The 13,827-nt window shown below is 38.5% G+C and carries 14 protein-coding genes; 12 read left to right on the top strand and 2 right to left on the bottom strand.

Going from position 1 to position 13,827, the window contains the following annotated elements; genetic code table 11:
- Window positions 1-16 precede the first annotated feature (16 nt).
- From miaA to glnA, 6 genes are all read left to right on the top strand, one after another.
- Window positions 17-952, top strand: coding sequence for a tRNA (adenosine(37)-N6)-dimethylallyltransferase MiaA (miaA, locus tag DX933_RS04205; protein ID WP_123315233.1), 936 nt, complete (start codon window positions 17-19; stop codon window positions 950-952).
- A gap of 55 nt (window positions 953-1,007) precedes the next feature.
- The gene (gene hfq / locus DX933_RS04200) at window positions 1,008-1,232 is read left to right on the top strand and encodes an RNA chaperone Hfq (RefSeq protein ID WP_123315232.1); all 225 of its coding nucleotides are present in this window, start codon (window positions 1,008-1,010) and stop codon (window positions 1,230-1,232) included.
- A gap of 147 nt (window positions 1,233-1,379) precedes the next feature.
- Window positions 1,380-2,297 carry an AAA family ATPase gene (locus tag DX933_RS04195; protein ID WP_123315231.1) on the top strand — a complete coding sequence of 306 codons (918 nt, stop codon included), beginning with the start codon at window positions 1,380-1,382 and terminating at the stop codon, window positions 2,295-2,297.
- 78 nt (window positions 2,298-2,375) lie between these two features.
- Window positions 2,376-3,614: a GTPase HflX gene (gene hflX, locus DX933_RS04190; protein WP_123315230.1), complete on the top strand. Its 1,239-nt coding sequence runs from the start codon at window positions 2,376-2,378 to the stop codon at window positions 3,612-3,614.
- A 100-nt stretch (window positions 3,615-3,714) separates the two neighbouring features.
- Window positions 3,715-4,959, top strand: coding sequence for a methionine gamma-lyase family protein (locus DX933_RS04185; RefSeq protein WP_123315229.1), 1,245 nt, complete (start codon window positions 3,715-3,717; stop codon window positions 4,957-4,959).
- 38 nt (window positions 4,960-4,997) lie between these two features.
- Window positions 4,998-6,335 carry a type I glutamate--ammonia ligase gene (glnA, locus tag DX933_RS04180; RefSeq protein ID WP_123315228.1) on the top strand — a complete coding sequence of 446 codons (1,338 nt, stop codon included), beginning with the start codon at window positions 4,998-5,000 and terminating at the stop codon, window positions 6,333-6,335.
- A 257-nt stretch (window positions 6,336-6,592) separates the two neighbouring features.
- Here the strand turns inward: glnA and lexA are convergent, their stop codons facing one another.
- Complete coding sequence (gene lexA, locus DX933_RS04175) at window positions 6,593-7,216, bottom strand: transcriptional repressor LexA (protein WP_123315227.1); 624 nt, start codon at window positions 7,214-7,216, stop codon at window positions 6,593-6,595.
- Between the two features lie 277 nt (window positions 7,217-7,493).
- Here lexA and DX933_RS04170 point away from each other — a divergent pair, with 277 nt between their 5' ends.
- The 6 genes from DX933_RS04170 (at window position 7,494) to DX933_RS04145 (ending at window position 12,754) form a co-directional block, all read left to right on the top strand.
- Window positions 7,494-8,144, top strand: a complete 651-nt coding sequence (locus DX933_RS04170) for a YneB family resolvase-like protein (RefSeq protein ID WP_123315226.1) — start codon at window positions 7,494-7,496, stop codon at window positions 8,142-8,144.
- 111 nt (window positions 8,145-8,255) lie between these two features.
- Window positions 8,256-8,489: a DUF896 domain-containing protein gene (locus DX933_RS04165; protein ID WP_123315225.1), complete on the top strand. Its 234-nt coding sequence runs from the start codon at window positions 8,256-8,258 to the stop codon at window positions 8,487-8,489.
- Window positions 8,490-8,848: 359 nt separating this feature from the next.
- The gene (gene tkt, locus DX933_RS04160; protein ID WP_123315224.1) at window positions 8,849-10,852 is read left to right on the top strand and encodes a transketolase; all 2,004 of its coding nucleotides are present in this window, start codon (window positions 8,849-8,851) and stop codon (window positions 10,850-10,852) included.
- Between the two features lie 240 nt (window positions 10,853-11,092).
- The gene (locus tag DX933_RS04155) at window positions 11,093-11,314 is read left to right on the top strand and encodes a YneF family protein (protein ID WP_123315223.1); all 222 of its coding nucleotides are present in this window, start codon (window positions 11,093-11,095) and stop codon (window positions 11,312-11,314) included.
- Window positions 11,315-11,531: 217 nt separating this feature from the next.
- Entirely contained in the window at window positions 11,532-12,236 is a 705-nt protein-coding gene (locus DX933_RS04150) for a cytochrome c biogenesis CcdA family protein (RefSeq protein WP_123315222.1), read from the top strand.
- A 32-nt stretch (window positions 12,237-12,268) separates the two neighbouring features.
- Complete coding sequence (locus DX933_RS04145) at window positions 12,269-12,754, top strand: CcdC family protein (RefSeq protein ID WP_123315221.1); 486 nt, start codon at window positions 12,269-12,271, stop codon at window positions 12,752-12,754.
- Between the two features lie 31 nt (window positions 12,755-12,785).
- On the opposite strand, the gene DX933_RS04140 is transcribed toward DX933_RS04145, so the two are convergent.
- The gene (locus DX933_RS04140; RefSeq protein WP_223805871.1) at window positions 12,786-13,268 is read right to left on the bottom strand and encodes a DUF2621 family protein; all 483 of its coding nucleotides are present in this window, start codon (window positions 13,266-13,268) and stop codon (window positions 12,786-12,788) included.
- Window positions 13,269-13,827 lie beyond the last annotated feature (559 nt).

The following is a 13,827-nucleotide window of genomic DNA, read 5'->3' as shown; positions in this document are numbered from 1 at the left end:
TACAAGGGGAATCAACATGAAAGAAAAACTAGTTGTCATCGTTGGACCTACTGCGGTAGGAAAAACAAAATTAAGTATTGAAATGGCCAAACGTGTCCATGGTGAGATTATTAGTGGCGATTCCATGCAGGTATATCGAAACATGGATATTGGAACAGCCAAGATCTCTGTGGAGGAAATGGAAGGCATTCCACATCATTTACTGGATATTAAAAATCCAGATGAAGCATATTCAGCAGCAGCTTTCCAAAGTGAAGTGAAGCGTTGTGTTACCGATATAACGAGCCGTGGAAAATTACCCATTTTGGTCGGTGGCAGCGGTTTGTACATTCAAGCTGTACTATATGATTATCATTTCTCGAAGCAGGAAAGAAATGAAGCAATAACGGCTAAATTGGAGCGGCAAATAGAACTCGAGGGCATTATGTCACTGTATACAAGGTTAACAGAGGTTGATCCAGAGCAAGCTAAAAAAATTCACCCCAATAACCACCGACGCGTCGTTCGTGCACTTGAAATCTATGAAGCGACAGGTGGAACGATGACAGAACTTCAAAAGAATCAAAGGAAAGAACTGCAATTTGAAGTACAGCTAGTCGGTTTGGAAATGGAAAGACAGCTACTATATGACCGCATTAATAATCGTGTCGATGAAATGATTGAGAAGGGTCTGGTTTCAGAGGTAAGGCAATTGGTGGCTGAAGGCTATGGGGAATGTCAATCCATGCAAGCAATAGGCTACAAGGAATTGATACCTTATATAGAGGGTCAATGCAGCATGGAGGAAGCGATTGAAACGTTGAAACAAAATTCCCGTAGATATGCCAAACGTCAGTACACTTGGTTTAAAAATAAACTAGATATAAACTGGTATTCAGTTGAACCAGAAACAATTAATGAAAAATTTAGAATAATAATTAATGATTTAGCAGGATTTTTAAAAGAAAGGTAGAAATATTAATATAGCAAGTCCTTATGACAACAGATAGAAAAGAGGAGGAAAACAATTGGCACAAGCGGTAAATATTCAAGATCACTATCTAAATCAGTTAAGGAAAGATCATATCTCGGTAACTGTCTTTCTAACAAATGGATTCCAGCTACGAGGTGTGATTAAAGCATTTGATAACTTTACAGTGCTATTGGAAACCGATGGGAAACAGCAATTAATCTTTAAACATGCTATTTCTACGTTTGCTCCGGTTAAAAACGTCAAAGTGGATAAGGAATAAGAACGCTGAAAGACGGCACCCCATTGCAGGACTTACCTGTGATGGGGTGATTTTTATGAAAAGGGGCATTTGCTCCCCATCTCTATAGGCATTTGTCACAACTATTGTATCGTTTCCGTATACTGTGGTGAGTGGGGAGTGATCTAGATGGAAACGCAAAAAATCCAACATAAAAATGGTAAAATTAATATCATTTTGCGCGATCGAAAGTCTGGAACCCAGGAGCAACAATCCGTGTCTACCAATGACCATTTTTCTGTTATTGATGAGGCATTTGCTCCTTTTATCGGCTTACATCGCATGAAACAGGCGATGCGTGAGGTCTATGCAACCATTATGGTAAACGAGAAAAGACGGGCATTAGGTATGACTGGGAGTAAGCAGGTTCTCCACATGTTATTTAAAGGGAATCCAGGCACAGGGAAAACAACCGTCGCCCGTTGTTTGGCCAAATTATATCATCAATGTAATTTGCTATCCAAGGGACATTTTATCGAAGCAGAACGCGCTGATCTAGTTGGGGAATATATTGGGCAGACTGCTCAAAAAACACGTGCTTTAATACAAAAAGCCCTAGGTGGAATCCTATTTATCGATGAGGCGTATTCCCTTGCAAGAGGTGGGAATAAAGACTTTGGTAAGGAAGCTGTGGATACACTAGTCAAGCATATGGAGGATCATCAGCATGATTTTGTCCTTATTCTTGCTGGTTATCCACTTGAAATGGATCGGTTTCTGGCTTTAAACCCTGGATTAAAATCACGATTTCCGTTTATTTTAGAATTTGAAAATTATAATACGACGCAATTAATGGAAATGGCAAGGCAAATGGCAGCGAAAAAAGAATACCAGCTAACAACAGACGCTGAATGGAAACTAAAATATCTATTAAATGAAAAGCTTGCCGAAGAAGATTGGAATTTTTCAAATGGACGCTACATTCGAAATATAATGGAGCAAGCAATCCGGCAGCATGCATTTCGATTGATGCAATCTGGAAGCTTTACTGCAGATGACTTATTTTATCTGCGTGCGCCGGATATTCAACCATATGATGTGACTTGAGTTTTGTACCGTTATCAATACTTTGCTATGATAGATGTGAACAAGCGCAACCAAGATGACTTTAAAGGATGTTATCAAATGGCAAAAGAAAAAATAATAATTATTGCAGTAAAGCTGCCTATGGAACAAGACGACCGATTTCATTCTTCATTAGCGGAGCTGGAATCACTTGGTACAACTGCAGGTGGCGAAGTAATTAAAACGATTACACAAAATAGAACTCGAATTCATCCTGCTTTATATATAGGTGAAGGGAAAATACAAGAAATGAAGCAAGTGGTTGATGAAGAAGAAATTGATTTGGTGATTTCCAATGATGAACTCTCAGCGGGACAGTTAAGGAACCTTGGAAATCGTCTAGATGTTCGTGTCATTGACCGAAGTCAGCTTATTCTTGATATTTTTGCACAGCGTGCGAGAACCAAAGAAGGAAAATTGCAGGTTGAGCTTGCCCAATTGGAATATGTATTACCTAGATTAAGGGGAAAAGGTACAGAGCTTTCCAGGCTAGGTGCTGGAATTGGAACACGTGGACCCGGAGAAACGAAGCTGGAAACGGATCAACGTCATATTCGAAATCGCATTTATGATATACGCAGGCGCTTGAAAACAATTGTTCAACAGCGAGAACAATATCGTAAACGACGGAAGACGAATGATGTATTCCAAATTGCGATTGTTGGATATACTAACGCAGGAAAATCGACATTATTTAATCAGTTAACGAATAGTGAGTCGCTTGCAGAAAATCAATTATTTGCTACATTAGACCCGCTTACAAGAAATATACAATTACCTTCAGGCTTTCAAACATTGATTACGGATACGGTTGGTTTTTTGCAAAAACTCCCGACAACGCTAATTGCAGCATTCCGTTCAACCTTGGAAGAGGTAGCAGAAGCAGATTTTATTTTACATGTTGTGGATAGTTCTCATATTGATGCAACTCAGCATCAAGAAACGGTTATTAAATTATTACAGGACCTAGATGCTGATCAGATTCCTATGTTAACGGTATACAATAAAAAGGATTTATTGACGGCAGATTTTATTCCGATGCAGCATCCATATGCGATGTTAAATGCAACAGATGCAGCAGATGTACAACAATTACTGCAAACATTAGAAACGGTATTTATAGAAGATTGGGATCGTTATATTGTGCACGTTAATCCGGATGAAGGAAAGCTATTAACACAACTTAAACAGCAAACAATTACAACAGAAAGAAAGTATGATGAGTCAGGTAATGTGTATACTGTTAAAGGATTTATGCGTACAGACCATCCATTGCGACATGTACTAGAGCGTGATTAAGTAAGGATGGTGTACATGGTAACCTTTGATATACCTCGACAGTATTAGTAGATCTGAATTTAAAAGCAGACACACCATTTTAAAGGAGTATAGAGAGAAAATGATTGAACAATTGATACAACAGGCAGAAGCAGATTGCATGTCTATTCACCATGACATTAATAAACGAGTTGAATTAAATCAAAAACGCGTACTGGATGCGTTTAAAGAGAATCGGGTGAGCGATTCTCATTTTAATTCTACGAGCGGATATGGCTATGATGATATGGGAAGAGATACCTTAGAAGCAGTGTATGCAGATGTATTTGGTGGAGAAGCTGCATTAGTAAGACCACAGCTTGTCTCAGGAACACATGCCATATCTACCGCTTTATTTGGACTTCTACGCCCAGGAGATGAATTACTTTATATTACTGGAAAACCTTATGATACGCTTGAGCAAGTGATTGGTACAACTGGAGATAACACCGGCTCTTTAAAAAATTTTGGAGTAGACTATAATGAAGTCCCTCTACAGCCTGATGGCGGAATTGATTATGACGGGATTCGGAAAGCCATCAATGAACATACGAAGGTGATTGGAATACAGCGTTCCAAAGGCTACGATGATCGCCCTTCTTTTACCATAGAAGCAATTGCAGATATGATTCAATACATACGAACGATTGATCCAAAGTTAATTGTATTTGTTGATAATTGTTATGGTGAGTTTGTAGAGGAAAGGGAGCCGTTACATGTTGGTGCTGATGTGATAGCTGGTTCGCTAATTAAGAATCCAGGTGGCGGAATCGTTCGGGCTGGGGGATACATCGCAGGCCGTGAAGAGCTTATTTTACAATGTGCAAATCGTTTAACAGCACCAGGGCTTGGCAAAGAGATGGGAGCCACCTTTAGCTTACTGCAGGAAATGTACCAAGGATTCTTCCTTGCACCAATGATTGTTGGAGAAGCGTTAAAGGGTGCAGTATTCTCATCAAGATTTTTAGAGCTTTGCGGCTATGAAACCTCGCCACATTATCAAGCAAAACGGACAGATTTAATACAATCTGTTGCGCTCCATGATAAAGACAGAATGATTGCGTTTTGCCAAGCTATTCAGGAATATTCTCCTGTTAATTCACATTTCACCCCATACCCAAGTGATATGCCTGGCTATGAAGACGAGGTAATTATGGCTGCTGGAACGTTCATTCAAGGCTCAAGTATTGAATTATCAGCAGACGGACCAATTAGGGAACCGTATTTGGTATTTATTCAGGGTGGATTAACATACGCGCATGTGAAGATTGCTGTTGTGGAAACAGTGAAGAAGATGCAGGAAATGGGTTTTCTTTTAAAAAATTAGGGAATAGGAAGGGGAGGAAGAAAATTAGGAGGATTTGAATGTATTCGCAATTGACGAAAGAAAAGATTTATCAAACGATTAAGGAGGAAAATGTACGATTTATTCGGCTGCAATTTACAGATATGCAAGGAACCATTAAAAACGTTGAAATACCATTAAGTCAGTTGGATAAAGCTTTGGATAATTCAATCATGTTTGATGGTTCATCAATAGATGGATTTGTTCATATTGAAGAATCTGATATGTACTTGCATCCGGATTTAGATTCCTTTGTCGTTTTTCCCTGGACATCAGATAAAGGAAAGGTAGCGCGGTTTATTTGTGATATCCACAATCCTGACGGTACCCCTTTTGCTGGATGTCCGAGAAATAATTTGAAAAAAAACCTGAAAAAATTGAAGGAACATGGATATACTGCGTTTAATTTAGGAACTGAACCTGAGTTTTTCTTGTTTAAATTAAATGAAACAGGCGAGCCATCCCTGGAGGTAAATGACCAGGGCGGTTATTTTGATCTGGGTCCTGCTGATCAAGGGGAAAACTGCCGCAGAGATATTGTACTGGAATTAGAAGAAATGGGATTTGAAATTGAAGCATCCCATCATGAAAGTGCACCTGGACAGCATGAGATTGATTTTAAATATTCAGATGCCCTAAGACATTGTGATGATATTCAGACGTTTAAACTAGTCGTAAAAACGATTGCCAGACGTCATCAATTACATGCAACCTTTATGCCTAAGCCATTATTTGGTGTCCAAGGTTCAGGAATGCATGTGAATATGTCTTTATTTCGCGACGATGAAAATGTGTTTTTTGATCCTGCTGGAAATGCAGAACTGAGTAAGGATGCGTATCAATTTATTGCTGGTTTAATGAAGCATGCGATCGATTATACTGCAGTTACGAATCCAACTGTTAATTCATATAAACGACTGGTACCAGGCTATGAAGCCCCAAGCTATGTTGCTTGGTCTGCTCAGAATCGGAGCCCGCTTGTACGAATTCCTTATGCAAGAGGATTAAGTACACGGGTGGAATTACGAAGCGTGGATCCGACAGCAAATCCATATTTGGCTACCGCAGTGTTACTTGCTGCAGGACTGGATGGCGTGGAAAATGATTTGACACCACCAGAACCGGTAAATGAAAATGTATTCGAAATGTCCGAGGCAAAACGACAAGAACTTGGTATTCAGGATCTGCCGGGAACATTAATCGAAGCTACAAAGAAACTAAAAGATAATACGGTTGTAAAAGAAGCGATGGGTACCCATCTATATAAACATTTTCTGAAAGCAAAAGAAATTGAATGGGGCATGTTTAACGCGAGAGTACACGCGTGGGAACGAGAGCAATATCTCGCAACCTATTAAGGATGATAATTTAGAATAGACACGTGATTAACAGACATAGCTCCTGATTATGTAAAAGGCTTTAGCCCTCTATTTTGAGGACTAAAGCCTTTTTATGTAGAAGTATGTAACGCATGCCCAGCATGAAGTGTCCCAATTAGCATAAATAAAAAAATGTTTCGCAAATTGTAGGTGCATAACATACAATTGCGAAACATTTTTCTGTATTCGTATCTTTTGTAAAGTACTAGATAACGTCCATGCAAGATTAAGAGATTTTAATGAATATCACGATACAAGCCAACTACTTTACCAAGAATGGTCACATCACGGTAAATCAGTGGTTCCATTGTTGCATTTTCTGGCTGTAAACGTATATGATCTTTCTCCTTAAAGAAGCGTTTAACCGTTGCTTCATTTTCTTCGGTCATCGCAACGACGATTTCCCCATTTTGTGCAGTGTTTTGCTGTTTAATAATAACCATATCTCCATCCAAAATACCCGCTTCAATCATACTTTCACCATCTATTACCAATACAAATACATTGTCTTCAGCTGATGCGCTGGAACTCGGGATGGGAATAAATTCTTCAATATTCTCAACAGCAGTTATTGGAATACCAGCAGTAACTTTACCAATTAATGGCGCATAACGAACTTCTCCACGTGGGACATCCGTATCTTCTGATAGGTCAAGTACTTCTATGGCACGCGGCTTGGTAGGATCTCTCCGCAGAATCCCTTTTTTCTCTAGTCTGGATAAATGACCGTGAACAGTAGAACTAGATGCAAGGCCAACTGCTTCTGCGATTTCTCTTACCGAAGGTGGATAGCCTTTATCACGAACTTCTTGTTTGATAAATTCGACGATGGCTTGCTGTCTATTTGATAATTTAGTCATGTCATGGACACCTCGCACATAAGTTTTATTGTAATAAGTTTATCATTAAGAAAATAATAATGCAAACATTCGTTCGAAAAAACAGTTGACAGACCATATGTTCTGTTGTAAGATGATATCAGAACAAAGGTTCCCATTGGGGAGAAAGGACGGATTCATATGTTTGGTAAAATTACAAAGACGGATGCGTTTTATCTAGTAGCCTTTATGCTAACAATTGGTATGATTTACTTCTCACTTATTGGTGCCTAAATATAATAAATGGAGCGTTCATCTAGTGAAAGCAATTATTTATAGTCGCGTTAGTACAGATAAGCAAATACAGGAAACATCTTTGAAAAGACAGCAGGAAGAATTGAGAAAGCTTGCCATTCGTCATCATATAACGATTGTAAGGACGATAGAGGAAAAAGCGAGTGGATATGAATTAGAACGAGATGGTATTTTTGAATTACTAGAACTGTTTTCGAATGGAAAAGCAGATTGTCTATTGATTCAGGATGAGACCCGGCTTGGGCGAGGAAATACTAAAATCGCTTTACTGCATCAACTTGAGCGAATGAATATATCTATTTATACAGTCATGCATGATGGAGAGCTGGAGTTATCGGAATCTGATTCAATGGTCATGCAAATTGTTGGGATTGTGGAGGAATATCAGCGGAAAATTCATAATGCAAAGATCTCCCGAGGAATAAAAAAGGCTATGGCAAATGGTTATACTCCCGGTAATAATTTATCGCGAATCAATCAGTCTCCTGGACGAGAACGGAAAGAATTGCCAATAGAAGAAATCTTGAAGCTTCGGGATCGCAATCTTACGTTTGATGAAATTGCCCATACTTTAACCGGCTTTGGTTATGAAGTTTCAAAGGCTACGGTGCATCGTAGGTATCAAGAATATCAAAAACTTGAAAATAGAAAATAGAAAAGGTAAGATAAACAAGCAGGAACCTTCGCGGGTCCTGCTTTTTTTAACATGAACCACCTACATTTTTTATTTGGTGTGTTGGATTTCATTTATAGGAGGTTGAGCAATATGCTATCAAAAGAAAAGCTGGAACGCATCAATCAATTATCTAAAAAGTCCAAAGCTGAAGGATTAACTGAAGCAGAAAAAGAAGAACAACAGACGCTTCGGGATGAATACTTGAAAAACGTGCGTAGCTCCTTTACGAATCACTTGAAGAAAATGACAGTTATAGATCCAGAAGGTAACGATGTAACACCACAGAAGGTTAGAGATTTACAAGCGAGGCAGAAGAAACAATAAGATTATGCTTTATCACACAGTAAATTGGAACTGGTTGAATCCTGTCATATAACTTGTGAATCAGACCTTGACCGGCTGGTGATCCCCCACTTACAATATTTGTTAACAATAAAAATTCTTGAAGTATGGGTCTTACAGCCAGTTAATCTGTGATAAAGTGAAACTTCAAGCAGGGGGGGCGTACTTCCCCCACTGATTGTTAGTTGAACCAATCAGGCCTTTACTGGCTGTTGATCCCCCACTGACTATTCAGGTTATCAACAAAAATTCTTGATGTGGGGGTCTTACAGCCAGTTAATCTGTGATAAAATAATAATATTATATATCCCAAAGAAGAGATGAAGGAAGGGGAATACACAATGTCGACAAATATTGAACAGCTTTCCATTAATACCATTCGTACGCTTGCTATTGATGCAATTGAAAAGGCTAATTCTGGTCATCCCGGTTTACCAATGGGAGCCGCTCCCATGGCGTATACACTTTGGACAGAATTTATGAATCATAACCCCAAGCATTCAAAATGGTTCAACCGTGACCGTTTTGTATTATCTGCTGGTCATGGATCTATGTTATTGTATAGCTTGCTGCATTTATCAGGCTATGATGTAACACTTGAGGACTTAAAGAACTTCCGTCAGTGGGATTCAAAAACCCCTGGCCATCCGGAAGTACATCATACAGATGGTGTAGAAGCTACAACTGGTCCACTTGGACAAGGTATCGCAATGTCAGTAGGTATGGCAATGGCGGAAGCACACTTAGCAGCTACATTTAATAAAGCAGACGCTAAGGTTGTTGATCATCATACTTTTGCTTTGATTAGTGATGGTGATTTAATGGAAGGAATCTCTCATGAAGCAGCATCTCTAGCTGGACATTTGGGGCTTGGTAAATTGATAGCTTTATATGATTCCAATGATATCTCGCTTGATGGAGATTTGGATCGTTCTTTCTCTGAGAATACAAAGGAAAGATTCCAGGCATACGGCTGGCAATACCTACGTGTAGAAGACGGAAATGATGTTGATGAACTTCGACAAGCCATTGCAAAGGCAAAAGAAAATGAAGATCAGCCAACTATTATTGAAATTAAAACAATTATCGGATATGGTTCCCCAAATAAATCCGCTTCCTCTGCTTCACACGGAGCACCACTAGGGACAGATGAAGTTGTATTAACGAAGGAATTTTATGACTGGTCACATGAGCCATTTCATGTTCCTGAAGAGGTATATGCTGATTTTGAAGAAAAAATCATCTCCAAAGGGGCTGCAACAGAAGAAGAATGGAATAAACTTTTCGCAGATTACAAAGAGAAGTATCCACAAGAAGCTGCTCAGCTGGAACAAGCTATACGTGGAGAGCTTCCACTTGATTGGGATAAGGACTTGCCCGTATATGAAGCCGGTAAGGATAAATTGGCGACTAGAGCATCTTCTGGTGAAGTGTTAAATGCGATTGCCAAGACAGTACCAACCTTATTTGGAGGAAGTGCTGACTTAGCTGGTTCTAATAATACAACGATGAAGGACAATGACGATTTCACTCGCGAACAATATGCAGGAAGAAATATTTGGTTCGGTGTACGTGAGCATGCAATGGCAGCAGCACTTAACGGAATGGCACTTCATGGTGGGTTAAAAGTGTATGCAGGTACGTTCTTTGTCTTTAGTGATTATTTACGTCCTGCTGTACGCTTATCATCCATTATGAAAACACCGGTAACCTATGTATTCACACATGATTCTATTGCAGTTGGGGAAGATGGTCCAACACATGAACCAGTGGAACATTTAGCTGCATTCCGTGCCATGCCAGGATTGTCAGTCATTCGTCCTGCTGATGGGAATGAAGTGCAAGCTGCTTGGAGATTGGCAATGGAATCAACGGACCAGCCGACTGCATTGGTGTTAACGAGACAAGGTTTACCTACGTTAAATGGTACGCAGGAAAAAGCTTATGATGGTGTAAAAAAAGGTGCCTATGTGATTTGTGATGCAGATAAAGAAACACCAGATGCCATTTTGCTTGCAACGGGTTCAGAAGTACAGCTTGCTTTGCGCGCGCATGAAGCACTCCGTGAAAAAGGAATTGAAACACGTGTAGTCAGCATGCCTTCTTGGGATCGATTCCATCAGCAAGATAAAGCATATCAGGAAGCTGTCCTTCCAAGTGCAGTGAAAAATCGGGTTGCCATTGAAATGGCTTCACCATTTGGCTGGGAAAGATATACAGGTACTGAAGGAATTATCATGGGAATTGATACGTTCGGTGCATCTGCAAATGGGGACAAGGTCATAGCGGAATACGGCTTTACTGTTGAAAATGTTGTGAAAAATGTAGAATCCTTATTACAATAAAGGACAGTTGGGTGGATTGATTTTAATAATCAATCATTGTCCATTTAATCAAGTATCTTTGTATGTAGCCAGTGGAGACAAGGCTTCTCCACTGGCTTCCTACTGTTTGAGCTACCATTTCAGGGATTTGGACTTGCTTTTTTTCGTGATTCGTAAAAAGATCGGCAAGAAATCGTATTGTATTCCTGGCAATGATTTATTATACTGTATAAGAGACAAGTTGAAGGAGGAAATCTTTACATGAGCACGATTTGGGTCGTTTTAATTGCATTGGCAGCACTCATTGCAGGTGTTGCACTTGGATTTTTCATTGCTCGTAAGTATATGATGAACTACTTGAAAAAAAATCCACCAATTAATGAACAAATGCTGCGCACGCTAATGATGCAGATGGGACAAAAGCCATCGCAAAAGAAAATCAATCAAATGATGCGTGCAATGAATAATCAAACGGATAAATAGCAATTATTCCTTATATATTCGGACAGCATCACATGATACCCCTTGACGATTTCATCAAGAGGGGTATTTTTGATTTGGGCAGCATATATGTGTTAAGTAAGTGAATGTGATATGATGTTTTCGTTGGAACTGTTGGTATATTGTCATAAACAACGTAACCAGCCTTTCCTAATTCTGCTAAAATGATAGTTGGAGTCTTGTATATAGGAGGGTGTATATGTCCGAGGTTAACATTTTTCTAGCATTTGGGGCAGGGTTTTTATCTTTTATCTCACCATGTGTATTACCCTTATTTCCTGCTTTCTTATCATATATAACAGGAATGAGTGTCAGTGAGCTAAAAGATGATAACAAGATGCTAAATCGAAAGAGTATGACACATACCGTTTTCTTCTTGCTCGGTTTTTCCGTTATCTTCATCATGATGGGCTTTGGCAGCTTGTATATTTCACAATTTATGCTAGCATATAAAGAACTCATTCGTCAGATAGGTGCTATTTTAATCATATTCTTTGGACTAGTAATTGTAGGTTTATTGAACTTCGAATTCCTAATGAAAAATAGAAAAATATCATTTAAAAATAGACCTGCAGGGTATTTCGGCTCCTTCATTATTGGCTTGGCATTTTCACTTGGCTGGACACCTTGTACTGGACCGATTTTGGGAATAGTTATTACATTGGCTGCCTCTCAACCTGAGATGGGTATGGTGTTAATGATTAGCTATGTATTAGGATTCTCCATCCCATTCTTCGTTCTTTCCTTCTTTGTTGGGAAGCTGAATTGGATAAAGAAACATAGTCAAATCATTGTTAAAGTTGGTGGCTATATGATGATCTTACTTGGTATAGCCTTGTTTTTTGACTGGATGACAAAATTAACTTCATTTTTGGCTGGATTCTTTAATTTCTACGGATTTTAACAGGATCCAAGTCTGTTTGAAAGTGTGATGGTTTGATGTGGGTTATTGCAAGTACAGTTGTTGCAGCGTTTATGGCCGTGACGATGATTTTTGTCCGCTTGAAGGCCGCTAAAAAACCTGTAACCGTGAAAAAAATAATTTTACCACCAATTTTTATGAGTAGTGGTGCGCTTATGTTTCTTTTCCCTGAATTTAGATTGAGTGGATCAGAAATAGCAGAGGCAATTATTGTAGGTGTGTTTTTCTCCGTTTTCCTCATTCGGAGCTCGCGTTTTGAAATTCGTGATGAAGCAATCTATTTAATTCCATCCAAAGCGTTTGTATTCATTCTAGTCGGATTACTTGTAGTGCGTCTGGTTGCGAAATCGATTATTGGTCGTACGATTACCCTTGGCGAAACAAGTGGAATGTTCTTTTTGCTTGCTTTTGCAATGATTATAAGCTGGCGACTTGCCATGTTATATCAATATAAGAAATTAACAGTTGAATTACAGCGAAGATTGGCTAGTAGAACATAATAAATGCCCTGTATTCTTGGATACAGGGCATTTATTGTTTATTCATATGATATTTTTTACGCCAATCTTCAGCATAATTTGATTTAGAGAGTTCAAACAAAGGCTCATAGGGTGTCACATCAATTTTTTCTTCGCGAAGTTTCTTTCTAAGGAAATTATGATCTCGTTTCGGTGTTGCAATAATATATCCTTCTATTAGTGCTTCACGGGTGATTTTATCTTCTTGTTTGGCTAAAGCAACCTCACCAATTTTACTGGCGATTTTATGTCTAGCTACATCGCGAAAAAGTTCTGGAACAGGAGAGACAAGCTTTTCAAGTAAATCTTTTTCTTCCTGTCCCCACATATGACGCGTTTTTTCCATATAATATTCTTCCCAGTCCATATCTGATTTTCCGTCAGCTTTTGGCAACTTCTTCAAAAACTTTCGAAACATGAAGGATCCACCAATTGCCATTAAACCAATCAGCAAAAATCCCCATAATATTATAAAATAATCCATTAAAATTGACATATTTCACCATCCTTCTAAAACATTACACTTATTTGAAATAATAAAGGCAGATTTACTATATCACAGATTAACTGGCTGTAAGCCCCCCACATCAAGCATTTTTGTAGAAAAAAAGAATTGTAAGTGTGGTGGATCAACAGCCGGTAAAGGCCTGATTGGTTCAACTTACAATCAGTGGAGGAAGTGAAAAATCCCACTAATTGAAGTTTCACTTTATAATTATTTTTAATTTGTAGTAATTTATAGTAATATTACAAATAAAGTGATGATGTGAATCGTTAACAGTATGTATAACAGTGAAATCCGTTTAAATGAATCAATTGTCCCAATACGCCCATATAACTATTAATTATTTATTATGCTACTATAAGTATAAAAGGAATTATACATATAAACAAGTTTCATATCTTAATAATTGATGACATATACATTCGGGAGTTTGACACCTAACTAATAATAAATTGCCCTTAGAGCCAGTGATGGCTTTATTTTTTTGTCAAATTTTAAAATAAAATATTGAGTACTATTTAGTACTATGTTATTATAGAAGTATCTTAGA

Origin of the sequence: Ornithinibacillus gellani, from assembly GCF_003730295.1 — a bacterium.
GTDB lineage: Bacteria > Bacillota > Bacilli > Bacillales > Amphibacillaceae > Ornithinibacillus_A > Ornithinibacillus_A gellani.
This window is presented reverse-complemented; position numbering and strand designations above follow the sequence as displayed.